Consider the following 26979-nt stretch of genomic DNA (forward strand, 5'->3'; position numbering starts at 1 on the left):
CATGCCCGAACGCCCTAAATTAGAAAAAAGGCTCTTTGAGATTTTGCTAATTCATTTTCGTTTTGCATACTATCGTAAACAACAATCTAAATTAGTTAACTGGATATCACAACAATTCTTTGCGGATTATGAAAAGAAGCAAAAAGGTTTTTACTTAACCAAAGCTGAAAACAAAAAATTATTGATTGTTAATTGTTCAGCACCAACGAAGTCTTTTATTGGAAAAAGAAGTTTTAAGATCAATCATTGGCTGAAAATGCCAAAAATTATGACAATAATGCAATTCTTATCTTTATTGTTGGTAATAATTTTTATCTTCATAAGCAGCTATCTTTGGTACAGTGGACAGTTGCTTCAATTATGTATCAGTTTATTTATCTGTGGAATTTTATCTATAATTGCGATTGGTCTGCCGCAAACTAAGTGTTTTTCACATATAGCAACACTGACTACTGCGATTATGATGGCGAAAAATAGTCAAATAGACTTGCTCTTCTTAAAAGGAGAGATGGCAGAATTGCCACATAAGTTAATTGCTAATAGATATAGTAAAATTGTGTGGCTAAGAGATATTTACAATGGAGAGCAGGTACTGTTAACTAAAAGTAAAGTTGATAATAGCATTGAAGAAATGATTTTTACTGCGGATAAGACCCAGGATAACCAATTTGTGGTTAGAAATGTTAATCGTTACGGGAATGAAGTAGTTCCCAAATCATTAATAGTTTCTTTACAGCAGTTGGAACGGCTATCTAAAGAAATAATGATTTAGATAGAAATAAGTTTTTAAATCTTAGATGCTGCTAATTAGGCTTTGAAGTTTAATTAGCAGCATTTTTTGTAGATTGTGACACATAAAAACATAGATAGAGTCTGGAGATGATCATTTGAAGAAGCTCAATAAAGTGTATAAGTAATAAAACTGTAAGGTTTATAAAAAAGGATTAAAGAACTAGCTATGTAAAAGAATTTTTAAGTAGTATTTTAAAGTAAAAAAGACCTGTTTCTCAAACGTAAGAAACAGGTCTATATTTAAAAACAATAATTATAATAGCCGTACCTAAAATAAAATGTAAGACTTTTAATTATTTAAAAATGAGCAAAACTATGTGCCTTTAACGGATACTTAGAAGTATCATAGTCAATTGCTTCACAGTTGCGTGAGGCAATAATTTGGAACGGTATAATGAGATTAAATGGTGATAGTTCATCATTATGTAATGAAGGGACTTTAAGAATTTTAGCACCAGAATCAAAGGCAATATTTTGGTCAGTGATAATAAAGATATGTTTAGTTATTTGTTTAAGAAATTCAATATATTTATTTGCTAAGGACTTTTCTGGTCCGTTAGCAATAATTAAAAAGATATATTGATCTGCATCAAAGGCCATCTCATAACCGTGTATCAGTTCTCCGAATTCATGTACGCTTAAAGGGGCATGGAAAGTTTCATATAATTTCAAATAGGCTTCCATTGCTGTTGCGTAATTATAACCATATCCCGCAATAGCTCCCTTTCTCATAGTAACTAATTCATTTTTATGTTGTTGATAGAATTCTTCTGCAGTGTCCAGAGTTGTAGGTAGTTTAGTAATATCTTCTTTAGTTTGAGTTAAAAAGTCCTGGTATTTTGCTTCATTGAGTTTGTTTTGTGCCAATCCCAGTCGTAAAGCTAAGATTAACCCCAACATAATTGTAGAAGTATACCCCCGAGTCTCTACGGGAATACCTTCATCACCTGTATTTAAGTAAATAACGTTATCTGCTTCTTGAGCTATTTTACTTTTAGTTTCTTCTGAAATAGCAACAGTATTAAAATTAAGACTGTTTGCCTTTCGTATTGCATCCAGTGTGGAACTTGATGTACCAGATTGAGAAATTCCTATTAATAAGGTTTCATCCGGCTTGAAGTATAACGAAGGTACAAAATAGTGAGTAAAGTTATCAGGTATAACTGCTTGTGTATCCAAAGTAGTAAACTTGTTAAAATACATTGAAATTAAAGTAGAAGCATGAAAGCTAGTACCTGAACCGGTGAAATATACTTTTTTAATGTCCTTCTGTTGTACGAGCTTAATCAGACTATCAGCAATGGTTCCCTCAGTATCCAGAATTTTTTGTAGCCTTTCAGGTTGGTTATAAATATTGTCAATAATTTTCATTTTAAAACCTCTTTTAATTTGTACTATAAAATTAAGAAATATTTAGTTCAAAAAAGTGATAGAAGAAACAAGCTGTAAATATTGAATATTTCTTAATTAACTAGATTTTATATTTGATTTTTGAAGTAAACAATCAAAAATAGACCGCATTTGAAAATACCACCAAAATGTAAACCAATTTTGGAACCAATTAAATAAAATTAGTTAACTTATATATTAATAGAGATAAATAATTTCTTGAGTGTTAGAATAAATTTAAGTTTACCGTGCAACATTAAGAATTTAACAATAATGCAAACCAATTTCAAAAAAGCCTAAGATGCTTATTTATATTTATCCGAGATAAGTGGTGATAAAAATTGATTACTAATAAATTAAAAAATTATTTAACACCTCAGGAACGAGAAATAAGTTCAGAATGGCAAATTCAGTTAATTAGTTCAGAAGTGATTGAACAAAGTAATTTCTGGGATGATCTTTTTATGAATGAAGTGGGTTCAATATGGCAACGGCTTTTTTTGTTAAAGTATCAAAACGATCCATTTTCTCTGATTAAATCCTTTATCCCGCAAAAGCTTGTTAGAAATAAGCCTAAACAAAGTAATGATATATCTAAGCAGAATCTGGAATTAGATATAGACTGTATCAATAAGGCGGATAGAATTAAGAAAAATATTCTTTTAACTTGGCCTACTTCAGAAGAATGTCGGCTTTTGTTATTAAAGCAGGAATCACAGGTTTTTGTTGAGAAGAATTATATTTTGTGTGATAAAAATATTATTAGGTATGAAGAAGAAATTATTATTCCAGATAAAATTGAGTATGAAGATTAAAAATGACTAGTTTTTTATATACTGCAGCTAAAGAAAAAATCATCTCTTTAATTGAAAGTAATGAGATTTCTATGGATCAAAGATTACCTTCTGAAAGAGCTTTGGCTCAAAAATTAGGGTTTACACGAATGACAATTAAAAAAGCACTGAATAGTTTAGTTGATGATCACGTTTTAATTCGTCATCCCGGAGACGGCACTTATCTTTTACATGGCAAACATTCAGGAAGAATTGATGCTGGTGATGATGCTCCCTGGTCATTAACTCAGACTATAAAAATAAAAGGTGGAGTCCCTAACAGTGAAATAAAATCATTTAAATTAGTTTACGATGTCCCGATGTTAACTAAAATATTTCCTGATTTCACAGAATTTTATGAGCTGATTAGAATTAGAAAATTTGATGATATCGTTTTTTCGATTCAGAAAGCATATATACCTTTTAGGCTATTTGAAGATGCTCACCGTTATGATTTTAGTAAAATATCATTATATGATTATATGAGCTACAAAAATATGCGTCCTGCTCTTTTCCATAGAAAAATTAAAACTTGTCCTGTGACTAGTGACCCGCTTTTTAAAAATTTTAGCGTGGGACCAAGTAAATTAGTTTTAAGTGTGGAATACTTGGGTTATACAAAACCCGATTGTTTGGTTGAGTATACTCAATCTTACTTTGATTCCAATCAGGTTGATTTCAAAGTCGAAATCCCATACTCTCCTAAATAAATGTTAGTAATTCTTACTAAAAAAATTAGAACCATCTCTTTAGTAAGCTATTAGTTACAGTTACATTAAAAAGCTCTATTTTGCAAAAATAGGGCTTTTTTGTATGTAATTTTACACGTACCCCGAATTTTATACTTTTTAATAAAAAACTTAAAATTTCGAATACGACATTTTTTATTGGCCTTGCTTTGTTAATGTACCATTATGATAATAAAAAAATTAAAAACAAGGAGAAAAACAAATGACTAAATTTAATATTCGTGGTGGCTTTGGCGATACTACTAAGCCAGATGTAAATGCCCGTGAACAAGATAACCTTTACTTGGCTGTAAATTCAAAATGGCTAAAGGACAATCCTGTCCCTGCGGGTGAGCCGTGGATTAGTAGTTTTGATATAGCAGATAAACAAACGCGTAAACACCTTTTAAAAGATTTTTCTGCTTTTATTGCTGGTAAAAAACCAGTTCCCCAAGTTAAGAACTTTAACAAAGCAGTTGAATTTTACCGGATAGCTGAAGACGAAGAAAAAAGAGCCGCTGACGGTGCCGCTCCAATTAAGGAAGACTTGACTTTTTTAACCGGTCTCAATAATTTAGCTGATGTCAACAAGAACTTAACGAATTTGTTGCTAGCCGACAACTTGCCATTTAAGTTTGAAGTGGAACCAGATTTTAAGGATGCACAACTAAATATTGTCACTTTTTACCGGCAAAATTTGATTTTGGCCGATACCAGTTATTATGGTAATGAAAAAACTGCCGACTTGCTTGATGTTTGGCAAAAGCAAACCATTAACTTGTTGGTAATGAGTGGTATTAAGCAGGATGAAGCTGAACAATACGCCACAGGAGCAGTTAAATTGGATCAGCGTTTGGCGCAGGTTTACCAATCAGCAGAGTATAATTCTAAAATTGAAAATATCTATCATCCAATGGGTATGACAGAATTTGCAAACCAGAGTAAAAATATTCATTTAGCTGATTTGATGAAAGAAAATGGACTTGAAACTGCTAAAAAAATTAATGTTACTGAGCCAGGCTATTTAGCTAAATTTGATGAATTGTTTAATGAACAACATTTCTCTGAATTAAAGGGTTGGCTAATCGGATATTTTATTAATCAAGCAGCTGGATATTTATCACGTAAATTTAGAAAGGCAATACTGCCACTAAGAAAAGCAATGTACGGCATAGATTCTTTAGTTACAGACGAGCGCTTTGCTTATGATGAAACGGTCAGATTATTTGGCGATGTCATTGGTCAATATTATGGTGAAAAATACTTGGGTGCTGAGGCCAAAGCTGATGCTACTAAAATCGTTAAGAATATGATTGCGGTTTACCAAGATCATTTAAAAAAGAATACTTGGCTGTCAGATACCACTAAGAAAAAGGCATTAAAGAAGCTAGATACTTTAGTCTTAAAAATCGGCTATCCAGAGCATGTTCAAGGGTTCTATGACAAATTCAAGATAACACCAGCTCTAGAGGGAGGCAGCCTATATAGTAATGTTAAAATAAATAATCAAATTAAACTTAAGGATAACTTTGCAGATATTAACAGACCGGTTGATCAATCACTTTGGATAATGTCAGCGGTAGAACCAAATGCTTGTTATAATCCGCCAAGTAATGACATTACTTTCCCAGCACTTTTACTCCAAAAGCCTTTTTATGATTTACAGCAAGATCGAGCAGCTAATTACGGTGGTTTTGGTGCAGTGGTAGGTCATGAAATTTCGCATGCGTTTGACAACAACGGTGCTCAATTTGATGAATTAGGTAATATGAAAAACTGGTGGACTGATGAAGATTATGCCGAGTTTAATAAAAGGGTCAAAGCTGAAATTAAGCTGTTTGATGGCGTTGAAGTTGGTACGAGCAAAATCAACGGTAAATTAACAGTTTCAGAAAACATTGGTGATCAGGGTGGCTTGACAGTAGCTGTTGCAGCTAATAAGCAAGAAGGTGGAGACGCCAAAACTTTGTTTGAAAACTATGCGCGAATTTGGGCAACAAACGCTAAGCCTGAATTTTGGCAATTAATCGCCGCGTCTGATGTTCATGCACTTTCTCAGGCTCGAGCAAATGTGCAGGTTCAATGTCAAGAGGAATTCTATCAGGCTTTCAATGTTAAAGAAGGAGATGGTATGTGGCTTGATCCAGATAAACGAGTACAAGTCTGGTAAAATTTGATACTATAAATTAAGTATTTTTTAAGAAAATTAATTCCTGCTTTGTGCTAAAACAGATATAAGTCCAGCACGTGATGCTAGAAAAATAGTAAAAATAATTTTTTAGGCAGGAGAAAATAATAATGAAAAATATTCAAAGACTAACTACTATATTAGCAATTGTTTTGTGGCTTGTTGTGATTGGCATTGTTGCAGTTGCTATCTCTAACAATCAGTTGTGGAGTATGGCTCCGGTTATTGCATATAACCGACCGCAAAACGCTCTTGGCTGGCTGATTGTAGCTGCTATTGCGGCAACAGCGGTCAGTGTAATTTTAAAACTGACAAGGGATAAGTAAGATAAAAAGGGAATGTTGTGCCATTAAAATTGCCCTAAATAAATATGCGACCAGAAAAGGAAAGCTGCTGGTTTTATTTTTGAACCAGCTCATAGAAACTTAGCGCACAAAAGAGTATTTTTCTCAGAATAAATGTTCACAAGTTATTTCTTTGGAATATTTCATTATATTAAACGGAAACAACCCTTAAGAAGTTGACGCTGCAATAAGCAAAATGACAGACAATAGATAAGACAGATACCTGATATGTATTAAATAGTGTCAGGTATTTTTGCTCGCTTAATATAGATGAAGTATAATGGTTTCTTATATTAATATTATGTTGCGTCTTTGGCATTTAGATAATTACATTATTTAAATTTATTGCGTTAAAGAATAACTGTAAGGAGATAATTACAAATGAAAAAAATTGACGGGCATTTTCACCTGGTGCGCTCAATTGCAGGCTTATCCGGTCAAGGGCGAATGACACCTTTGGGAAATGGCAAGGCAATATGGGATAATGGTACTTTTCTCAAGCTAATCCCTAATGGCTGGGGTGATCATGACTTTACAGCGGAATCCGCTTTAAAAGTAATGCAGGAAAATGAAGTAGAAAAAGCAGTTTTACTGCAAGGCAGTTTGTATGGCTTTCAAAATTACTATTCTTATCAAGCGGTTAAAAAGTACCCTGAGAAATTTATTGCGGCATTTTCAGTAGACCCATTTGCAGATGATGCAATGAAAATTGTTAGGCGTCATGTGGAAGACTTGGGTTTCAGAGCAATTAAATTTGAAATTAGTCAGGGCGGTGGCTTACAAGGCTACCATCAACCATTTCGTTTGGATACTGCACCTGAATTAGGCAAACTTTTTCACTTTTTTGCGGATTATCCTGGATTTGTGATCGCTGTTGATTATGGTAATTATAGGCAAATTAGCTATGAACCAGAAGCAATTGTTAACTTGGCAAAACGATATCCCAAACTGGATTTTGTTGTTTGCCATCTGTCTTTTCCCAATGCCGACCATTTGAATCGCTTGGAAAATGCTTTAGAACAATGGCAACCGTATCCTAATATCACTACGGAAATTTCAGCGATTCAAGATATTGAAAATGAAACTGATTTTCCGTTTCCTCGTTGCCAAAAAGATGTTGCACTAGCCAAAAAGATTCTGGGGGCTAAAAGGATTTTTTGGGGCACAGATTCCCCGTTGTCATCAACTTTTAATTCGTACCATAATTTAGCAACTTGGCTGGCAGCTACTAATATTTTCACTGAGGCAGAATTAGAAGATGTCATGTATAATAATGCTAACCGCATTTATTTTAAGCCACAAAATGTGCAGGCAATGCGTGATAGCGCAGATCCTGTTTTAAAAAAATGATAAGAGGCCCTAGGAAATGAAAGAGACAAAAGTTTTGGTAACTGGAATTGTTCCAGATGCAGGTCTAACGAAGTTAAAAAAGAATTTCACAGTAACTTGTAAACCAGAAACAGCGGGTAGAGCGTGGGTTTTAGCTCATTTAGCTGAATACGATGGGGTGATACTCACTGGAATGAAAGGCGATCGGGAACTGATAGATGCCGGCACTAATTTAAAAATTATTACTGCTAATGGCGTTGGCTTTGATCACATTGATATTGATTATGCAAAGCAAAAAGGAATTGTTGTGGCCAATTGTCCTAAAAGCGTTCTTATTCCCACCGCTGAAATGACATTTGCCTTAATGTTAGCGACTGTAAGACGCCTGCATTTTTATGATAAAACCATTCGTGAAAGAAAATGGGTTAATGTTTCTCAGCCGGAAAATATGGGAACAGGGCTCAAGGGAAAAACGCTCGGTATTTATGGTATGGGCCGCATTGGTTCTCAGGTAGCAAAGTATGCCCAAGTTTTTGGTATGAAAGTTATTTACCATAATAGACATCGTTTAAGTTCTCAAGAAGAAGCAAAGAAGAATGTTCATTACGTGGATTTTGCTACTTTAGTTAAAACAGCGGATGTAATTACTCTGCATGCTCCTGCAACTCCTACTACAGCAGGCGTTTTCAACGCTCAAGTTTTTAAGCAAATGAAAAAGACAGCTTATATTATCAATGTCGCTCGGGGTAAATTGATTAAACAAAATGATTTAATTGCCGCATTGCAAAACGGTGATATTGCGGGAGCAGGTTTAGATGTTTATGAAACTGAACCCAAGGTGCCACAAGCACTCTGCAAATTAGACAATGTAATTTTGTCACCTCACGCGGGTTCAGGGACGCTTGCTGCTCGCACAAATATTACTACTGAGGCTTCACAAAATCTCATTTCATATTTAAGGGATCACAAGCCATTAAACCAAGTTAATTAGCACAAAATAAGTATGAATAAAAACCAAGTTTTTGCTTGATTTTTTTCTTTTACTTCAATATAATATGAAGCTAACTACATGAAATATACTTCATGTTAATGAGAAGGTGAGATTATCAAAAATTTAGTTAAGGAAAATAGAAAAAAGCTGCACTTAACGCAGCGTGAGCTTGCCGCTAAAGTGGGTGTCACTGAAAGAACGATTATCTCAGTAGAAAAGGGTAAATACAAGCCCTCACTCATCTTGGCGTATAAACTAGCGCAAGTTTTTAGGACCGATATTGAAACCTTGTTTTGTTTAGAGGAGTACTTAGAAAATGAAAAAGAATAAGAAAAGAAAGCTCAAATATTATTTCTCAGCATGCTTTTTTACATTATTAGCACTTCTTGAGTTGGCGCTGATCAGTTTAGAAATTCTGCAGCACCGCAGGCAAACCGATATACCGAAAAATATTATTTATGCAGTTTTTGCTATTAGTGTTGCTGTTTATCTTTTTTATAAGGCTAAAACTGTGGGCACAGATAAAGATGATGAAGATGAGCGTGATGAGTTTATTGCAGTGAAAACTGATCACCAAATGTATAAAATAGCTAACTGGTTAATTTATATTCTGAGCCTGGTCTTTCTGATTGGGGCGGCGTTCATGTATGAAGCTCAAGGGTTTACGACACTGGTCATAATATTGATAACCATTGCCGCTACTTTAAGTGTTTTATGGAACTTATTATTATTAATTGAGGTAATTATGGGTATTACTAATGAACTTAGAAATTAGTGAGGTCTAAATATTTACAGGGTTATAAAACTGGTTTTGCATTTTAGTATAAAATTTGTCCCACTTACATTCCTGATAGTGACCTCTTAGTCAAATAGTATTGTAATCAAAGTCTTTCTCAAGTTTAATTAATTTATCATCTTTTAAGAATGAAAAAATTATTAACAAAACTGAGGGAGAAAAATAATGATTTACCATAACTATTCACATTTAAAATTCTTTTGGCTTAATGTTTTCGGTTTGATATACAGTACTTTAAATATCTTTGCTGCTTATATGCTTAGTAATTTGATCAATATGGCAACTAAGAGACAATTTTCAGCTTTACCTTCTTTAGTAACGCAGATCATAGTAGCGCTGACTATAATCTTAATTTCAGGATTAATATTTAATTACTTAAAAACCGATGCAGTTAAGCAAATTAACACTAAGTTGAGATCTAAAGTACTGAAAGGAATGCTGCTAAATAAAGAAGAAGACAGCTCTGATTTAGGTTTTTTAACTAACGACTTTAAGTTATTAGAAACTAATCGTTATGAAGCTGAAATTGAAATTCTGATCTATGCCTATACCGTTATTTTGGCGCTGGGTTATGCTTTATATTTAAACTGGTTTGTTACCTTAATTTATTTCGTGGGCTCAGCAATCCCTACAATCGTCTCCAACTTTTTTCAAAAACCAATTCAAAAGGCATCAGGTGATTGGACTAAGGCCAACGATAAATATGTCAGTCAAACTAAAAATATTTTAGCTGGTACCGGAACTTTTAACTTATACGGCAAGCAAGACAATGCTGTTAAGCAGAATAAGCGTGTCGTTGATCGCTTGGAAGAAAAACTGGCCAAAATGAATGTGCTGAATAATAATACTAATACCTATCTTAATGTTATTGCGATTGCCAGTGCCTTTTTACTACCATTTGCTTTTGGGACATTATTGGTAGTCAATGGTCAAATAACTTTGGGAGCTTTATTTGCCATTACCCAGCTTTCTAACTCATTTGTTAACCCTATCCTGCAAATTTTAAATGAACGAAACAATTTATCTACCACGAAGGGTATCGTTAACAAGATTAAGCAGTTTGTTGCTAAAGGGGAACAAAAGCCGCAAAACGGTGTTGCTACTGACGACTTTAAGCAACTAGAAATAAAAGATCTAACGTTAAAGCGGCAGGGTAAAGAATTAGCTAGTCAAATTAATTTTGCAGTTGCCAAAGGACAAAAAGTTGCGGTCATTGGACCGTCTGGTTCTGGTAAATCTACCATGCTCCAATATTTAATGTATGGCGATTACGGCCAAGCACAAGAAGAGTTGCTTAATCAAAAAGCAGTACAACCGGGCTCTTTTACTAATCTGTTTGCATATTCAAGCCAAAGCGCGGTCATCTTTGCCGATTCATTATGGTTTAATCTTACCTTAGGTGCGGACATCCCACGAGAAAAGGTAACAGAGGTTTGCGAACATTTGGAACTGGGGCAGCTGGTTAAAGAAAAAGGCTTTGACTACCAGTTAGGTGATAATGCTGATCAATTATCGGGTGGGCAATTAGCCCGAATTGAACTGGCAAGGGCTATCTTAGCCAAACGACCAATTTTATTACTGGATGAGGTTAATGCCTCATTAGATAAGGCAACCTCTCAAGCAATTCATGACTACTTGTTTGATTCGGATTTTACTTTCATTGAGGTTATTCACCATTATGAACCGGCTGAACTAAAGCGTTATGATGCTGTAATTGATTTTAATGATTATATTGGCAATCATTAAACTATAAAACTACTATAGAAAAATATTTTTGTAATTTAAATTGCAGAAATAGATAAATTATCTTATAATCTGTGTAAATAAAAGATCATTATTCTTCGGAAGTATAACCTTGTAAAAGACCTAGTTATATAGTCTTTTAGAGGTGATACTTCCTTTTTTATATAAAAAGAGTTTACAATATGAAAATTTTTGTAACAGGTTCTACTACTGGGTTAGGTTTTTTAGCAGCTAAAAAATTGATTGAAAATGGTAATGAAGTTTATTTACATGCTCGAAATAAAGAAAAAGCAATTTATGTAAAAAACAAATTACCACAAGCAAAAAATGTTTTAATAGGTGATTTAGGAAAAAGGTCAGAAGTTATTAGACTTTCAAAAGAAATAAATAAATTGGGTCAACTGGATACTATTATTCATAATGCAGGTGTATATAGTTCGAATAATGAGCTCATTTTTAAAGTGAATGTTTTAGCACCTTATATAATGTCCTCATTAATCAGAATTCCTAAGAAAATAATATTTACTTCATCTAACATGCATTTAGGTGCGAGCTTGGAAATTGATCAAATAGAGAAGGATACGGACTACTCTTCTTCTAAGCTGCAGGTACTTTTGCTAGCTAAAAGCATAGCAAGGCTTTATAAAAATACCATTGTGACTACTGTAGATCCGGGTTGGGTACCAACAAGAATGGGAGGATCACAAGCAACGGACAGCTTAATTCAGGGTTATTCAACGCAAGTATATTTGGCAACATTAGATAATAATGCGGTTTCAGGCAAGTACTTTTATCATTTAAAAGAAACTAATTATGACGCTAGAGTTGATAATATTGACTTACAAAATAAGTTTTTAGCAAAGATGTATCAAATAACTAAACTAAAAATCTAGCTTTCAAAAAGTGTTACTATAAAAAATAATACTTTATTTAATTCTTAATAATTAAGGAGACTATTATGGGATTTAATCAAAACTTTTTATGGGGTGGTGCAACGGCTGCCAACCAATATGAAGGAGCATATTTAGAAGATGGTAAAGGTTTAAGTACTGCGGATGTAATGACTAATGGCTCTTATGGAAAGCCTAGAAAGGTAACTTGGAAAAATTTGAAAACAGGTGCAACAGGCGCTAAAGACTTCTTATTTGGTTCAGGACAAAGAGTTGTACCTGAGGGAACAGTACCAGCTGTTATTGATCAAAAATATTACTATCCAAGTCATGAAGCATCAGACTTTTATCATCACTACCAGGAAGATATAAAGCTTTTTGCTGAAATAGGTTTTAAAACTTTCCGCATGAGTATCAATTGGTCAAGAATATTTCCTACCGGAGAGGAAAAAAAGCCGAATCAAAAAGGACTTGAATTTTATGATAAAGTATTTAATGAACTAAAAAAATATAATATAGAGCCTTTGGTAACTCTTTCTCATTATGAAACACCATTACACTTAGCAATTAAATATAATGGTTGGGAAAGTAGAAAGCTAATTGAACTATTTATGAGATATGCTGAGTTAGTAATTAATAGATATCATGATAGAGTCAAATATTGGCTAACATTCAACGAAATTAATTGTATGGATGTAAATCCATTCTTAGCAGGTGGATTAATTGATGGTTCAAAAGAGAAAAGAGCTCAAGCTGCACATAATCAATTTGTTGCTAGTGCTATGACTGTCAAAATGGCTCATGAAATTGATCCAGAATTGAAGGTCGGAGAAATGGTAGCATATAGTCCAGTATATGCATTAACTTCAGATCCTAACGACCAGTTAGCAGCAATGAAAATGATGCAAGATACATTGTTCTATGCTGATGTCCAAACTGGAGGCTTTTACTCTGATTATAAGCTTCAAGAATATAAGAGAGAGCATATTAAATTAAATGATACTCCTAAAGATTACGAGTTAATTAATCATTTTAGAGCCGATTTCTTAAGCTTTTCTTGTTACACTTCAAATACAGTTACTACTCATAATGGAGAGACAGACTTTTCAGCTAATTTACAAGCTGGTGTGAAAAATCCATATCTTGAAACAAATGACTGGGGCTGGGCTTTAGATCCCAACTCGCTCAGAATAGCTTTAAATACATTATATGATAGGTACCATAAACCATTATGGATTGTTGAAAATGGTTTAGGTGCTATTGATAAAATAAATGAAAATGGAAAAATTGAAGATGATTATAGAATTAAATATTTAAAAATGAACTTAAAATCGATGCTTGACGCAGTTGAAAAAGATGGTGTTGATTTAATGGGTTATACAATGTGGGGTTGTATAGACCTAGTTTCTGCAGGTACTGGTGAAATGGATAAGCGATATGGCTTAATTTATGTAGATAAGCATAATGATGGAAAAGGAACATATAAACGGATGCTTAAAAAATCGGCATATTGGTATAAAAATGTAATAGAAACGAATGGCCAATCACTTAAATAAAATTTAATTCAGGAAAATTAGTTTTGTGTTAGCTCTTAATTGTTTTGTTTACCAATACTAATGTAAGAAAGCTGATAAATGTCGGGTAAAGCGACAATTATCAGCTTTTTTGCATATAAAAGTTAAAACTGCAACATTTGCTGCACTTTTATTAAATTTCTTCGATAAGTAAACCACAGCGGAAATTGAAAACTAATTCAATAAGTAAAAAGATTAAAAAAATAATAATTGCTGAAACATTTTGTGAAAAAGGAACATAGCTTTTAATCATAGGCGGGATTAATAATAAGGCTGCGACCATGACGGCTATTAAGACAGAGGACTTGGGATTAGGAATTACTTTATAATGAGCGTCAGTCTTATTAATAATCATTTTGGGCGAGCGATTTAATCCGCCTTGGGTGAGTTGCAGTGTGTCTCCTTTTTTTAAGTTTAGTTTTAAAGCATAACCTGCAGCGATACTGCCTACCCTTAAACCATTGACTATTACAGTTGTAGGTTTACCCATTGAAATATTATTTTTTGATCGTTGAACTGTAATCATACCGGCACGCTTTCTTTAATAATAGTTGTTTAAGATTAGCTTATTAATAAAACAAATCAATGTCAATGTTGTTTACTAAAAAAAATTATGTTTACAAAACAAAATATATAAACTATAATTTTAGTGTAAGTTGATGTAAGCGATAACAAGAAGGAGGTAATGAATTGTGCAGTTAGTAAATGTCAGAGTTGATAGCCGTCTAATTCATGGTCAAGTAGCTCGTGTGTGGACTGGGCAATTAGGAGCAGAACGACTAATGGTTGTTGGCGATAAAGTATCTAAAGATGACTTGGAAAAAACTGCTTTGAAATTAGCTCGTCCTACCCAGGCAGCTTTAAGTATTTTGCCACCGGATCGTGCAAGTAACAATATTGTTCAGGGCCGCTATGCCGACCAAAAAATATTTATTATTACACGTGAACCGGAAGCTCTGGTTCAGATGGTTGATGCAGGAGTACCAATTAAAGAAGTTAACGTTGGTAACTTGCCAAGTGGTGAAGGCAGACTGCAACTGTTCAAGAGCGTGGGAGTAAATGACGAAGAAATAAAGGCTTTTAAAGAACTTGATGCTCGGGGAGTAAAGCTTTACCACCAGATGGTCCCGAACGATTCTAGAGAAGACTTTATGTCTGAATTAAATAAACGGATGGAGAAATAATATGAATTCATTGAGTGTAGTTCAAATAATTTTGCTGTCTTTGTTCGCTTTCTTCCAAATCAATGAAATTATCACAGTTGGTATTGGTTTTGGTAACCCAGTTAATGCTGGATTAATTGCAGGACTAATTGTCGGCGATATGAAATTAGGTTTGGCCGTAGGAGCAACATTACAGTTAATGATATTGGGAGTCGGTACTTTTGGTGGTGCTTCGATTCCTGATTATGCCACTGGAGCAATCATAGGTACTGCAATTGCACATATTTCAGGAAAAGGAATTAACTACGGTATTGGTGTTGCTATTCCTGTTGGCCTATTGATGGTGCAACTTGATATTTTGGCTCGTTTTGCTAATACCTACTTTGCACACAGAATTGATAAGGCAATCGATCGTAACGATGATAAAGCTGTTGTACGAAATAGTCTTTATGGGGCTATTCCGTGGGGGCTTTCACGGTCAGTGCCCGTATTATTGGTGCTAATTTTTGGTGAAGCATTTGTCAAAAATGTGCTGAATTACATGCCACAATGGTTAATGGGTGGATTAAAATCTGCCGGAACTATGTTACCAGCTGTTGGTATTGCCATCTTAATGCATTATCTGCCTATTAAGAAATTTGGTGCGTACATGATTTTTGGCTTTGTAGCTGCTGCTTACTTAAATGTGCCAATGCTTGGTGTAGCGCTGATCGGAGTAGGCTTTGCCATTAATCATTATAATTCTATCATTCATAATAAGAACCAATCTGGTGGCGACAGTAATGGCTTAGATACACAAAAAGCTGCTGAAATGGGTATTGATGATAAAGGAGTAATTACCGGTGATGAAGAATAATACTACAGAAAAGACTACGACGGAGCAAAGTCATAAGTTAACTAAAAAAGATATTCGTAGTGCTAACTTACGCTGGATTTTTACCTCTGCATTAAGCTGGAACTACGAAACTATGATGGCTCCAGGTTATGTTGGTTCACAAATGCCAATCTTACGTAAGTTGTATGGTGACAAGCCTGAAGATATGAAGAAAATGATGCGGGTGCAGTCTGAATACTTTAACACTAGTCCGCATATGGGTTCTATTATCCAAGGTGTCGATATTGCTCTTGAAGAAAAAGAGGGGATTAAGTCAGTTGACGGTGTAAGAGGTATTAAAACTGGTCTTATGGGACCATTTGCTGCCGTAGGTGATACTTTATTAGGTACCGTTCAATCCACTATTTTTGGTGCCATTGCATCATACATGGCCCTTAAAGGTAATCCGTTTGGTGCTATTTTATGGATGGTTGCACTAGGCGTTCTCTACATTTGGGCGTATACTTGGATGCCGTTTGCTTACAAGCAAGGTGTCAACTTAGTTACTTCAATGAGTTCTAAGCTTAATGCACTGACTGACTCAGCAACTTTGCTAGGGGTAACGGTTGTAGGAGCTTTGATTCCAACTGTTATTACGTTAAAGATTCCGTTCATCTTTAGAGCTGGGAAAGTTTCGATGAAATTGCAGGATATCTTTAATCAGATTATGCCATCGCTTATGCCAGTTTTACTAGTTGCCTTTATTTATTGGCTACTGGATCGCAAACATATGAACTCAACTAGAGCAACTTGGTTTGTTCTAATCTTGGCTATTGTTTTGTTCAACTTGAAAGTTGTTGCCTAATAGCATGAAATATAGAAATTAATAAGTAATCAGATTATCTGCTGAGAAAAAGCATATTACTAAATTTAAGCAGGTAAAGTAAGAAAAAACGGATGTATTTTTCAATAATAATACAACCGTCTTTTCTTTGAACTGCAAAAAATATTTGTTATCATAATTGCAAAAATGCCGTAATAGCAACAATTATGTGTAGAATATCAGGTTCTAAAAGTTTATATTTTTAAGAAATTTATATTAATAGCACCTGTTATAACACCCAAATATGAAAGACGAGAAGATAAGATGGCTAATATCAGACAGGTAGCTAAGTTAGCAGGTGTTTCAGCAAGTACAGTCTCACGAATATTAAATGAAGACACTTCTTTGAATGTTACTGATCAAACACGGATCAAAGTTTTAGCGGCTACAAAAAAATTAAATTATCATATCAAAAGTAAAAGCAAAAAATGTCCAGTTGTTGGCGTATTAACAACTATAGACTTAGATCAAGTAGCAGAATATACGTATTACCAACAAATAAAACAGGGAATCATTGAAGAACTCAAAAGAGAAAAAATGACATTGAGTTCTATCTATTATTTAAATAACTCTTTGGATAGTTCATTTTGGGATGGACTGTATTATTGGGACGGCGTGATTGTTATCGGCAGCTTGTCCGAATCAGCCATTAGCGAACTAAAAAAATTGAACTCTAATATCGTCATTATTGAAGCAAGATATAAAAATAATTCCGTCAAGCTGGTTAATGCTAATTTAACTGCCGGAGTAAAAGAAGCTTTAACACAACTAGAAAAATTTGCTCAAACCAATATCGTATATGTTGGTGGCCCCCGTTATATGACTAATTTGCAAGGAGAAAAAACTCAAGCAAAAGGTGAGGTTCGTTTAAATTGCTACCGGGAGTGGATGAAGTTGCATGATCAAGATGAGTGTTCAATTCTTACTCCGGGTTGGAGCATTGAAGATGGCGTCCAGGCGGGTAAAGAAATTGCACAATTACCTACTTTACCCAAAGGAATTTTAGCTGGAAATGATCAATTGGCAATTGGAATAATGCAGGAATTGCATACAAAAGGTTTTCATGCTCCTGCCGATTACCATATTATTGGGTTCGATAATATTCAAATGGCGCAATATTATATTCCCAGATTGTCATCAGTTTCTGTTCCGGAAAAAGACCTGGGTATAACTGCTGTCCATTTAATTAGAGAAGACATAATAGAAAAAAAGACGCGCGCCGCTACAACGTTATTAGAAGTTAAACTAATTTTGCGAGAAAGTACTGGCAATTAATATTGGAGGCCAATGATGTCAAATTATTATCCCAAGCAGTTAAGTGGAGATCAGACTAAGACTTTATTAATAAATCCTGATCGTGGCTTTCGCTTTGAAGTTTATTTAGATGTAAAAACAGGTAAGAGCATTTATGAATATGCTGATCAAGATGCTATCGCTGCTTTGAAAAGAGAAGCATCACTGTATACCGATGATCAGCCGCGAATAGTGCAGGTTTATTTTTACTTAACAGGTTATCAACATAAACCGCTGGATGCACAGGCTTTTAACCACATGAATGCCTTTTTTGACGAACTGGCTAAGTTAAACTTAAAGGCACTGCTGCGTTTTGCATATATTTCTGAAGATAAAATGCCTTATAGACAAGCCCCCAGTGTGCACAGGGTACAGCAGCATTTGGAGCAGTTATCAGGTTGGCTGCAGGAACACCGCAGGCAGATTCACGCTTTACAAGCAGGAATCATTGGCCCTTGGGGTGAATGGTCGCAACATGCTCGTGATACTACTGATGAATCAACTATTCTTCATAGTTTGTTGTTAAATTCTCCCCAAGATTTGACGGTTCAAGTACGCTACTTAAATATTAAAAACCGTAATATAAATGTCACTGAAAAATGGAATGAACAGCGAATTGGCTTTCATGATGATTTTCTAATTGGAATTGACCACGAATGGAATACGGCTGGTAAAAATCATGAATCTAATGAATACCAGCAACTATTAAGAGAATCAAAAAATACAGTTGTTGATGGGGAAAGCATTTGGTTATTTGCCAATCCTATGTATTTAGAAACAAAATATGTCGCTCCTGAATTGATGACGCAAAGAATGGTTGAGAATCATTTCACTACTTTGAGTATTGCGCATAATTACCATGAAATAGAAACTAATTCATATTTTAACGTGACGCTAGAAAATGAATTAAAGAGAACTGGCAAACCAGAAGGGCTTAAATTCCCTCAAACAGGTTCATTTGAATATTGGAAGCATGTTCCTGTTACACCGGATTTATTAGATGAAAAGCATTGGCCATATCAATCTTCATGGTTTTGGGATCAGAAAAAGCAGCCAATTAAACGAAATTATTTTGAATATTTACGTGATTATTTAGGCTATCGCCTAGAGACTACACAAATTAGCTATAATTCTGCTTTAAATGCTGCAGTTTACCTTACACTGAAAAATACAGGTTTTGCTGCACCTTTAGCTTTGGCGAAAATAGAATTGCTGGCTGTGAATAAGCAGCAGGATGTTATTGGTAAAGCTTTAGTAGAAAAAAGCACTTTACAAACTAATAATGAAATAACTACGGTTATTCCATTGACTAAATCTGATCAGCCTGACAAAGTCGGAGTCAAACTGCTTGCTACCAATGGTAGTACGGCACGTCTGGCTAATGAGTGTCAATGGGCAGATGGCTTCAATTGGTTTAAATTATGACCGAGGCATCATTATGAAAAAAGCATTTAAGAAACTAACTTTAATAGCTGTATTTTTAGGGCTATTTCTTTTACCAAGCCAGCAAAATTTATCTTCAGTAAAGGCCGCAACCGTTACTGGATATGACGAAAAGCCCCTAACCGAACAACAAAATCAAGAAATGGCTAACAATACCGATCGCGGCTTTCGTTTAGAGTTAAATTTAAATGTTAAGACCGGCAAGGGCTTATGGGCTAATGCGGATAAAACCGGGATAGCGCAAATGCAAAATGCGGTAGCTACATTTTCTGCTGATAATCCGCGACTTGCACAAGTATACTTTTATCTAACAGATTATAAAAATAAGCCCTTAGATCAAACGGCCTTTAATAATATGGATCAATATTTCCAAAAGTTAAAGCAATACCATTTGCAGGCTGTATTGCGCTTTGCTTATATTTGGGACGATGCTCATCCAAAGTCTCAGGAACCTACGACTGAGCAGGTAGTTGCACATATTAAACAGCTAGCACCCTGGATTGCCCAGCATCGCGATCAAATAGCGAATTTACAAGCAGGATTTATTGGAGCTTGGGGAGAATGGGACAGCGGTGCCCGTAGCCGTATGAATGAAAAAGAAATTCTCCAGGCCTTGTTAGCTAATACCCCTAAAGATTTATTTATTCAAGTCAGATATTACAATATCAAGTCACGAAATATTGATCCGCAGAGTTCTGACTGGCAAAGAGTTGGATTCCATGATGATTACCTGATTGGTCGTCCTCATGTTTGGAATACTGCAGGTGCTGATTCTAATTCTGCTGAATGGCAGGCGATGGCAGAACAATCTCAGAGCGTACCGGTTGACGGTGAAATGATTTGGGGTTCTGCCAATGCATCAGACAATAACGGTCAGTTAATTTCTGCACCACTGATTGCTCAACGTCTAGCAGTTCATCATTTTACTTCATTGAGTATAGCTCATAATTATAAAGAAGACGGCAAAGACTATTCTTTGAGTGCTTGGAAACGGCAACTAGTAACACCTGCACTTTTAGACCAATATAAATTACCGTATCAGAAATCATGGTTTAAAGATACTAATGATAATGAAGCAAGTCGTTCTTGGTATGAATATATCAGGGATTATCTGGGCTACCGCTTAGCAGTTAAAGATATCAGCTATCAAGTAAATGAACAGAATATCGACTATCAAGTTAATCTAACTAATTATGGCCTGGCTGCTCCTGTCCTAATTAATAAAGCAGAACTAGTATTACTGGATGCAGCTAAAAGCGTAGTGGCTACTAAAGATGTAACTGATATTGCTCACCTACAGTCTTTGCAAACTTTACCAATCAAATGGCAGGTAGATAAAGCCTTAGTTAGCCAGGCAAAGTATTTAGCCTTTAAGTTTACTGGTTACAGTAATAAGGGAAACCGCTTAGCCAATAATATTAATTTTGCAGATGGCTATAATTATTTGCTGACACTTAATTAAATACGTATTACTATAATTAAACATTAAAAATCCGCTGGATTACGTCTTAAAACGTTAGTTCAGCGGCTTTTTTCTTGATTTAAAATTAAAGCCGAGATTAGTTTTTGTTTTAAATTTAGCCACTATCCTTTAAAACCCATAATAAATTTGATTAAAATATGATAAAATCATTATTAATTACTTTTACCGGTTTCTAGTGAGTTTCATAAAGTCAGGTGTTATTATTCATGAAGAGCACGTATTTTAAAGCCAATTTCAATATTGCACGCAAATCTAAGAAAAACATTCTGCTAATGGGAGCCTTAATTGTGTTCATGGTTTTCTTCGTTTTATTGGTTGGAAATCAAAATCTGGGCGATAATTACCGTCAGTGGCAGTCATACTATGACTCACTGGAAATTAATATCAGCTATTTTAACGGTAACTTATTACGTAAACAAAAATATAAGCAAACTTATGACAATTTAAACGCCCAGGAAGGTTGTATTGCCAGCCTGCAAAATGGTGAAGTTTTAGAGTCGCCACAAACATATTTAGAGAGTTCACTTAACTTATTTCAAACTATGCTTGATGGTTATCAAAATAATTATTTGGGTGCCAGTACCTTAAATGTACCCCCTAAATACCAATTGCGTCAGGGACTGGTTACATATAAATATCTTTATCAGCATCATATACCACCTGCAATGAGCTCAAAAGTATCTGTAACTTATTTAATTTATATTGTGAACTTTATAGCTGTTCTGATCTTCTTTTATATCTTGCTTATTGCCAATGATGTGTGGATGGTTAAATTAGATCATGAAACGGTTTTACGTAATATTCCGTATCGTGTGGAAGATGAAGTAAAAGGTAAAACAATGATTAATCTGGTTTTAACTTTAATACCATTAATTATTGGTTTAATTGGCGCATATCTGTTTGCCGGCCTTCTTAACGGCTTTCGCAGTTTGAATTATCCTAATGTTTTTTATTTTAATAAAATTAGGGCAATTCCTATATGGCTGGATTGTTTAATCTTTTTGTTCTATACAGCGGTCTTGGTGGTCTTTGTGACCAGTCTGACGCTGCTTCTTAACCAACTAACCAAAAATGTTTATTTAAGTACCTTTATTGGCATTGCCCTTTATGTTTTATCTTATTTACCGAGCAAGTTGCTTAAAGCCATTACTTGGCTACCGTCTGTATACTTAAATGTTAATGATGTGCTTAACGGCACTGTGGCAAGTAAAACTGGATTTGCAGGACTAAATTTTGCCACCGCAGCAGTAATATTGTTAATTTGGTCACTTGTCTGTGTAGTTTGGTTTAGGTATTTGGTTAATAAAAAGGGGGCTGCACGATGAGATGGCGCTATTTTCTTTTCCAATTAAAGGCATTTTTGCTCAATCCTAAAAATATTGGTCTATTTATTGCTACCATTATTATGTCTCTTTATTTTGGTTTGGTCAGTGTGCCCAATCATGAAGTAATTGAGCGGGTCGATGCTAAACCAATTCAAAAAGAATATATTGACGATACTGCTTTTCTCAAAGTAGCACGGCAAGAGATAGCTTATTCCAATAAACCGGGTTATTTTTATTTTCCCAGTAAGGGTGCGATAGATGCAGTTGGTACATATCCCAAAGTTTTAGCATACGATAAACAGCTTTTAAGGGCTTTAAAGAAAAATGACTGGCAAGCATATACTAGGTATGCTAGCAAACGTTATCAATATATTGATAATCTGATTCATACAGAAGGAAACCAAAATTTCTTGTATCCGGCTGCTTATAATAAAAGTAATAATTACCAACAGGATGGGCATTTTGGTTATCAGCGCACGCGTCATTTATACAATGCACTTTTAGCTGGTAAAAAGAACAGGCAAACACCGCTGAATAAAAATATTCTGGAAGAGCGCACGGCTTTGCAGGTAATGCAAAATTCGCTTTCTGGCTGGACAGTTCTAATATTAGTAGTAATAGTTTGCTTCTTTGCTGCTGACATTGTGACTAATGACCGGAAATATTATACGGTACTGGAAAATATTCCCTTAAGTAAACGAACCATTCTATGGCTTAAAACAGGGGTTGTCGAAGTAGGAGTACTAATAGATTTTATTGTAGCTAGTGTAATAGCTCTTCTCTGTATCGCACCTAAATATGGTATGGGGTCATTAAAATTGAATACAGTCGCCTATTTGGGGCGGATTGACTTCAAACTTATCTTTAAAACGGAAACGCTGGGTATGTATTATTTGCAATTCATTATTTTTGCAATCATTGTTTCCTTTATTTTTATCAGGCTCACAATTTTGCTGTCTTTGACTCTACGTAATGAATATGTGGCAGGGATGCTCAGTAGTTTGTTTGCTATCAGTGCTAAAGTACTGTACTTCTCATTCGGAATGGGCTTTGTTCATCCAGTGTTGGAGAAGCTGCCCATGACTTATTTTTCAATTGGTGACAGCACTACAGGCAATTTAGCTTATTTAATGGATACTCCTGGCTGGGGCTTTAACTCAGGACTGGGGCCACTACTTGTAGCTATGCTTGCCATCGAAATATTACTGTTTCTGTTTACCCAAATTAAAAGTATTCCTTTAGTTAGGCGGGGTGATTAAAATGTTAGAACTAAAAGATGTCAGATTGGCTTTTGGAAAAAATGTTGTTTTAGATGACATTAACCTCAAATTTAAACAAGGTGAAATAGTTGGCTTGGTTGCTCCTAATGGAACAGGTAAGTCAACTCTGATTAATGTTATTTTGCATAATTTAACACCGCAAAAAGGGTTTGTTGAGTATGAAGGTACACGTTATCAAAGTCAAAAAGATACGATAAAATTGCACCAGCAAATCTGCTCTTTTCCCGAGCAAAGCGATTTATTTCCTTTCATGACGGGACGGGACCATCTTAATTTATATGCTGATCTTTGGCACAATTCTGCTAAACCTGTTGACCAAATTATTGCTGACTTGCAAATGAAAAGTTATGTTGAGCGGAAAGTGCAGACATATTCTTTGGGAATGAAACAGAGACTTTGCTTTGCCATGGTAGTAGCAGCTGATTCTCCAGTAATGCTTTTAGATGAGGTAATGAATGGACTCGACCCCCAGAATGTTGCTTTAATTTCACAAATACTCCTTAAATTAAAAGAGGAAAAGAAGCTGATCATTATGGCCTCACATCTTTTGTCCAACTTGCAGCAGTATGCTGATAGAGTCTTATTTATGGGTAAGGGACATATCATTGAAGATTTAGACAATAAAAAGCAAAAAAAGCGTTATTTAAAAATGCAGTCTAGTCCTGAAGCTACTAAGCTGCTATCTGATTATCATTATGAGACTCTGCCCAATAATCTGCTACTGGTTCCTTTGGCAGAAATTACCCCAGATAAGTTGACTCAGCTGCTAGCAAACCTAGTGCAAGCCGATATTCAGTACGCGGTTGAAAGAATTGATATCGAAGACTTATTTAACAAATTTTATAATTAGTTTAGAGCTTTAACCCGATTTAATATTTGTAAAAAGTAAGTAGCCGTAGTTTGCATGTTCATACTGGTTAAAAAATGAATGATAGAAACAGCTAGATCATCATTGGCAGTATTGTGAAAGCTGAGAATTGCATTTAAAAATTTGCATCCAACAATTAGCAACATCTCATTATCTGGTAAGTCAATCTGATTTATTTGTGTGAGCAGTTTATCTGCAAATTTAAACTGACTATTTGTAATTAAGCCGATTACACCTTCAAATAGTGCTGCTATACCAAAATGGAATGTACCTTCTCCCGCTTTTTTAATAAAAGAAATATTATTGATAACCTGAACAGAAATTTGGTAAATGATTCTGGGACTAATAATAGGGATAACATTGGCAAATAGTGAGAGAAATTCATGACCCCAAACAGTTATTTTACTTAATTGCTGGTTTAATTCATTTTGCTGGGCTATAGGAAAAATATTGTGCTGTGAAGTTTTATAATACAAACTGCAAGCAATTGCTGCATAATCGAGATCAAAAGGATCTTGGCTTAACTTGTATTTATTTAATGCCGATTGAGCTAGTTTTTCCAAATAGTCTTTATCGTGATTACTCCAGGATTTTTCTAAAATAAGTGCAATATGATCCTGCGGGTCTAGTTTGGCAAGCGCAATATATTCAGTTGCTGATAAACTGATTCTTTCGCATAGTTTTAATACCCGGTTAAAGTCCATATGGCCTTGATCATTTTCCCACCGGGATAGCATCTGAATGGAACAAATACCTTTAGCTGCTTCTTTAAGCGTAATATGCTGTTTTCTTCTTAATTGTTTAAATTCAATTCCTGATTGCATGTTGTTTTGTCCTTTTTGCTATATTATGACACTTTTTTCTCATATATGAGAAAAAATATATTCAAAAATTAGTCATGCTTTAATATAGCTAATCAAAAAATATCTTAACTGTTTTAATAATGAAAAAGGAGTAGAAAAATGCAGTCTTCATTAAAATTTGCGCCTAAATGGAAATTAGGTGCATACACACTTTTAGCAATAGTCAGTGCGTTTGGCAATGTTGTGATTGCTTATGTCACCAAGATCATGTTAAATGCAGCGCAATATCGTCAAGGCGATAGTAGTAATTTAATTAAAATTGCTGGCATTGGCGCTGCAACAATCTTAATTATTATGTTGTCTAATTTTGTATACCGCTATATCAAGTGTTCTATTATTCAAGATGTCAATGTTTATCTTAAAGAGAAAACGATGGGTTATCTGATTGAACAACGCAGTGATTCACAAAAGGACGGCTTAAGCCTGATGACCAACGATCTTAAACAAATTGAAACATCTAAGACTACAAATGAACTAATGATCATTGCAGAATTAGCTTCTTTTCTACTGTCAGTTGTGGTTGGTTTAATCAATTCTTGGATTTTAACATTAATTTTTATGGTAACTACTTTAATTCCCGGACTGGTGCAAAGAGCATTTACCAAAACTATTCAAGCCAAAGCAAAAGTCTGGGAGACAAATAATGTTTCGTATACTCAGAGTGTGAATGACGGGCTAAACGGAGCGCAAACTGTTGGATTGTACGATGCTCAAAGTTCGACTATTAGTAAAGTCGTTAACAGTGCCAAAAGAATGGAAGAGGCATTGAAGTCATTAAACTTCACACAAGCTGCAGCGGGAGAAGTCATTATGGCTTTCGCAGATATTTTCAGCTTTATACTACCATTTTTAGTAGGTGCTATCTTAATGCTGCAAGGACAGATCGGTGTTGGTACCTTAATTATGATAGTGCAACTATCAAATGAATTTATTAATCCGATAGTTAATATTTTTCAGCAATTAAATGCTATTAAGTCTACTAAACCAATGTGGAATAAAGTAGAGCAGGCTCTGTCTTTTTCAGCTGACAGTACTAAAAGTGCGAAAACTGGTCAATTTGCTGGTTTGAAAGTTGAAGATGCCACTTATAGTCAAGGTGGAAGAAAGATTTTTGCTCATCTTAACTTGATGGTAGCACCTAACGAAAAAATTTTACTCATGGCACCTAGTGGCTGGGGTAAAACTACACTGTTAAACTTAATGTTGGGTAAAATTAAGCCCAGCGAGGGGCATGTTTTTATTGATGATAAAGATGTTACCGGTAATTGGGCCGCAGCTCACGATAATTTTAGTTACGTCAACCAAAAGCCATTTATCTTTGATGATACAATCAAATTTAATATTTTACTGGGGCGGAAGGCTTCTCCAGCAAGTTTGGCTAAGGCAATCGAAGCGGCGGGACTAACAGAGCTCATAGATGAAAAAGGCTGGGACTATCAAGTTGGTGAAAAGGGGGCAAATTTATCCGGCGGACAAATCCAAAGAATTGAAATTGCACGTGCTTTTCTCTCTGAACGGCCCGTATTGCTGGCAGATGAGGCTACTAGTGCCCTTGATCCGGAGCTGTCACTTGCAATTCATAAAACGTTATTAAAAAAGCCTAATTTGGCAGTAATTGAAGTGGCTCATAAAATTTCTGCCACTGAAAAATCATTGTTTGATCGGATAATTAATTTAAATGGAGAAAATGAAGAATAAAGAAGTATTAATGCGCTATATTGATGATAATGGAGTTGTTAAAGTATGGCCTGGTAAGGCTAAAAACCGGCTGTTGATTTTACAATATTTGGCAACTAAATTTGAACCAGCTAAAAAATATTCTGAGCAGGAAGTGAACCTGATTTTAATGCACTTTGTGTCAGACTATGTTACTAGAAGACGAGATCTAATTGAAAATCATCTTTTAAAGAGAACGGATGATGGTAGAACTTACTGGTTGAATGAAGAAATTGGGGTAAAGGATTAGG

At 34.9% G+C, this 26979-nt stretch carries 26 protein-coding genes; 23 read left to right on the forward strand and 3 right to left on the reverse strand.

The features are described from left to right. Window position 1: 1 nt before the first annotated feature. Entirely contained in the window at window positions 2-772 is a 771-nt protein-coding gene (locus tag F5ESL0259_RS00185) for a hypothetical protein (RefSeq protein ID WP_122037064.1), read from the forward strand. Between the two features lie 317 nt (window positions 773-1089). Here F5ESL0259_RS00185 and F5ESL0259_RS00190 read toward each other — a convergent pair whose 3' ends face one another. Next, window positions 1090-2163 carry an SIS domain-containing protein gene (locus tag F5ESL0259_RS00190; RefSeq protein ID WP_122037065.1) on the reverse strand — a complete coding sequence of 358 codons (1074 nt, stop codon included), beginning with the start codon at window positions 2161-2163 and terminating at the stop codon, window positions 1090-1092. A gap of 359 nt (window positions 2164-2522) precedes the next feature. Here F5ESL0259_RS00190 and F5ESL0259_RS00195 point away from each other — a divergent pair, with 359 nt between their 5' ends. The 11 genes from F5ESL0259_RS00195 (at window position 2523) to F5ESL0259_RS00245 (ending at window position 13579) form a co-directional block, all read left to right on the forward strand. After that, window positions 2523-2996, forward strand: a complete 474-nt coding sequence (locus F5ESL0259_RS00195) for a hypothetical protein (RefSeq protein WP_122037066.1) — start codon at window positions 2523-2525, stop codon at window positions 2994-2996. Window positions 2997-2998: 2 nt separating this feature from the next. After that, window positions 2999-3724: a GntR family transcriptional regulator gene (locus F5ESL0259_RS00200; RefSeq protein WP_046324022.1), complete on the forward strand. Its 726-nt coding sequence runs from the start codon at window positions 2999-3001 to the stop codon at window positions 3722-3724. A 241-nt stretch (window positions 3725-3965) separates the two neighbouring features. Then, window positions 3966-5912, forward strand: a complete 1947-nt coding sequence (locus F5ESL0259_RS00205; protein ID WP_122037067.1) for a M13-type metalloendopeptidase — start codon at window positions 3966-3968, stop codon at window positions 5910-5912. Window positions 5913-6040: 128 nt separating this feature from the next. Continuing rightward, the gene (locus F5ESL0259_RS00210) at window positions 6041-6256 is read left to right on the forward strand and encodes a hypothetical protein (protein ID WP_046324024.1); all 216 of its coding nucleotides are present in this window, start codon (window positions 6041-6043) and stop codon (window positions 6254-6256) included. A 399-nt stretch (window positions 6257-6655) separates the two neighbouring features. Further along, on the forward strand, window positions 6656-7624 hold the full coding sequence (locus F5ESL0259_RS00215; protein WP_110445344.1) for an amidohydrolase family protein: 969 nt from the start codon (window positions 6656-6658) through the stop codon (window positions 7622-7624). 16 nt (window positions 7625-7640) lie between these two features. Beyond that, on the forward strand, window positions 7641-8594 hold the full coding sequence (locus tag F5ESL0259_RS00220) for an NAD(P)-dependent oxidoreductase (protein ID WP_122037068.1): 954 nt from the start codon (window positions 7641-7643) through the stop codon (window positions 8592-8594). Between the two features lie 114 nt (window positions 8595-8708). Continuing rightward, entirely contained in the window at window positions 8709-8924 is a 216-nt protein-coding gene (locus tag F5ESL0259_RS00225) for a helix-turn-helix transcriptional regulator (protein ID WP_122037069.1), read from the forward strand. Further along, window positions 8911-9369: a hypothetical protein gene (locus tag F5ESL0259_RS00230; protein ID WP_122037070.1), complete on the forward strand. Its 459-nt coding sequence runs from the start codon at window positions 8911-8913 to the stop codon at window positions 9367-9369. The genes F5ESL0259_RS00225 and F5ESL0259_RS00230 overlap by 14 nt, the downstream gene beginning before the upstream one ends. Window positions 9370-9555: 186 nt before the next feature. Further along, on the forward strand, window positions 9556-11136 hold the full coding sequence (locus F5ESL0259_RS00235; protein WP_122037071.1) for an ABC transporter ATP-binding protein: 1581 nt from the start codon (window positions 9556-9558) through the stop codon (window positions 11134-11136). A 179-nt stretch (window positions 11137-11315) separates the two neighbouring features. Beyond that, entirely contained in the window at window positions 11316-12026 is a 711-nt protein-coding gene (locus tag F5ESL0259_RS00240) for an SDR family NAD(P)-dependent oxidoreductase (protein WP_122025432.1), read from the forward strand. A gap of 65 nt (window positions 12027-12091) precedes the next feature. Beyond that, window positions 12092-13579, forward strand: coding sequence for a glycoside hydrolase family 1 protein (locus F5ESL0259_RS00245; RefSeq protein WP_122025433.1), 1488 nt, complete (start codon window positions 12092-12094; stop codon window positions 13577-13579). Window positions 13580-13730: 151 nt separating this feature from the next. Here the strand turns inward: F5ESL0259_RS00245 and F5ESL0259_RS00250 are convergent, their stop codons facing one another. Then, the gene (locus tag F5ESL0259_RS00250; protein WP_122025434.1) at window positions 13731-14123 is read right to left on the reverse strand and encodes a hypothetical protein; all 393 of its coding nucleotides are present in this window, start codon (window positions 14121-14123) and stop codon (window positions 13731-13733) included. Between the two features lie 166 nt (window positions 14124-14289). Between F5ESL0259_RS00250 and F5ESL0259_RS00255 the strand changes: the two genes are divergently transcribed. The 9 genes from F5ESL0259_RS00255 to F5ESL0259_RS00295 all read left to right on the forward strand — a co-directional run bounded on the left by F5ESL0259_RS00255 (window position 14290) and on the right by F5ESL0259_RS00295 (window position 24131). Beyond that, window positions 14290-14781: a PTS sugar transporter subunit IIB gene (locus F5ESL0259_RS00255; protein WP_046324037.1), complete on the forward strand. Its 492-nt coding sequence runs from the start codon at window positions 14290-14292 to the stop codon at window positions 14779-14781. Between the two features lies 1 nt (window position 14782). Then, on the forward strand, window positions 14783-15616 hold the full coding sequence (locus tag F5ESL0259_RS00260) for a PTS sugar transporter subunit IIC (protein WP_046324038.1): 834 nt from the start codon (window positions 14783-14785) through the stop codon (window positions 15614-15616). Continuing rightward, on the forward strand, window positions 15606-16439 hold the full coding sequence (locus tag F5ESL0259_RS00265; protein ID WP_110445352.1) for a PTS system mannose/fructose/sorbose family transporter subunit IID: 834 nt from the start codon (window positions 15606-15608) through the stop codon (window positions 16437-16439). Before F5ESL0259_RS00260 ends, F5ESL0259_RS00265 begins: the two co-directional genes overlap by 11 nt. A 282-nt stretch (window positions 16440-16721) precedes the next feature. After that, the gene (locus F5ESL0259_RS00270) at window positions 16722-17732 is read left to right on the forward strand and encodes a substrate-binding domain-containing protein (RefSeq protein ID WP_122037072.1); all 1011 of its coding nucleotides are present in this window, start codon (window positions 16722-16724) and stop codon (window positions 17730-17732) included. Between the two features lie 12 nt (window positions 17733-17744). Then, complete coding sequence (locus tag F5ESL0259_RS00275; protein ID WP_122037073.1) at window positions 17745-19175, forward strand: DUF4874 domain-containing protein; 1431 nt, start codon at window positions 17745-17747, stop codon at window positions 19173-19175. Then, window positions 19108-20655: a DUF4874 domain-containing protein gene (locus F5ESL0259_RS00280; RefSeq protein ID WP_122037074.1), complete on the forward strand. Its 1548-nt coding sequence runs from the start codon at window positions 19108-19110 to the stop codon at window positions 20653-20655. Before F5ESL0259_RS00275 ends, F5ESL0259_RS00280 begins: the two co-directional genes overlap by 68 nt. A gap of 227 nt (window positions 20656-20882) precedes the next feature. Then, the gene (locus tag F5ESL0259_RS00285; RefSeq protein WP_122037075.1) at window positions 20883-22001 is read left to right on the forward strand and encodes an ABC transporter permease subunit; all 1119 of its coding nucleotides are present in this window, start codon (window positions 20883-20885) and stop codon (window positions 21999-22001) included. Continuing rightward, window positions 21998-23260: a tellurium resistance protein TerC gene (locus F5ESL0259_RS00290; RefSeq protein ID WP_122037076.1), complete on the forward strand. Its 1263-nt coding sequence runs from the start codon at window positions 21998-22000 to the stop codon at window positions 23258-23260. The genes F5ESL0259_RS00285 and F5ESL0259_RS00290 overlap by 4 nt, the downstream gene beginning before the upstream one ends. Before the next feature lies 1 nt (window position 23261). Then, window positions 23262-24131, forward strand: a complete 870-nt coding sequence (locus F5ESL0259_RS00295; RefSeq protein ID WP_122037077.1) for an ATP-binding cassette domain-containing protein — start codon at window positions 23262-23264, stop codon at window positions 24129-24131. Here the strand turns inward: F5ESL0259_RS00295 and F5ESL0259_RS00300 are convergent. Beyond that, window positions 24128-24973, reverse strand: coding sequence for a helix-turn-helix transcriptional regulator (locus F5ESL0259_RS00300; protein ID WP_122037078.1), 846 nt, complete (start codon window positions 24971-24973; stop codon window positions 24128-24130). The genes F5ESL0259_RS00295 and F5ESL0259_RS00300 overlap by 4 nt on opposite strands. 138 nt (window positions 24974-25111) lie before the next feature. On the opposite strand from F5ESL0259_RS00300, the gene F5ESL0259_RS00305 reads away from it, so the two are divergent. Beyond that, a complete protein-coding gene (locus F5ESL0259_RS00305) occupies window positions 25112-26710 on the forward strand; it encodes an ABC transporter ATP-binding protein (RefSeq protein ID WP_122037079.1) in 1599 nt (532 codons plus the stop codon). Then, window positions 26700-26978 carry a DUF2087 domain-containing protein gene (locus F5ESL0259_RS00310; protein WP_158595971.1) on the forward strand — a complete coding sequence of 93 codons (279 nt, stop codon included), beginning with the start codon at window positions 26700-26702 and terminating at the stop codon, window positions 26976-26978. Before F5ESL0259_RS00305 ends, F5ESL0259_RS00310 begins: the two co-directional genes overlap by 11 nt. Window position 26979 lies beyond the last annotated feature (1 nt).

Source organism: Lactobacillus sp. ESL0259 (assembly GCF_003693045.1).
Classification (GTDB): Bacteria; Bacillota; Bacilli; order Lactobacillales; family Lactobacillaceae; genus Lactobacillus; species Lactobacillus melliventris.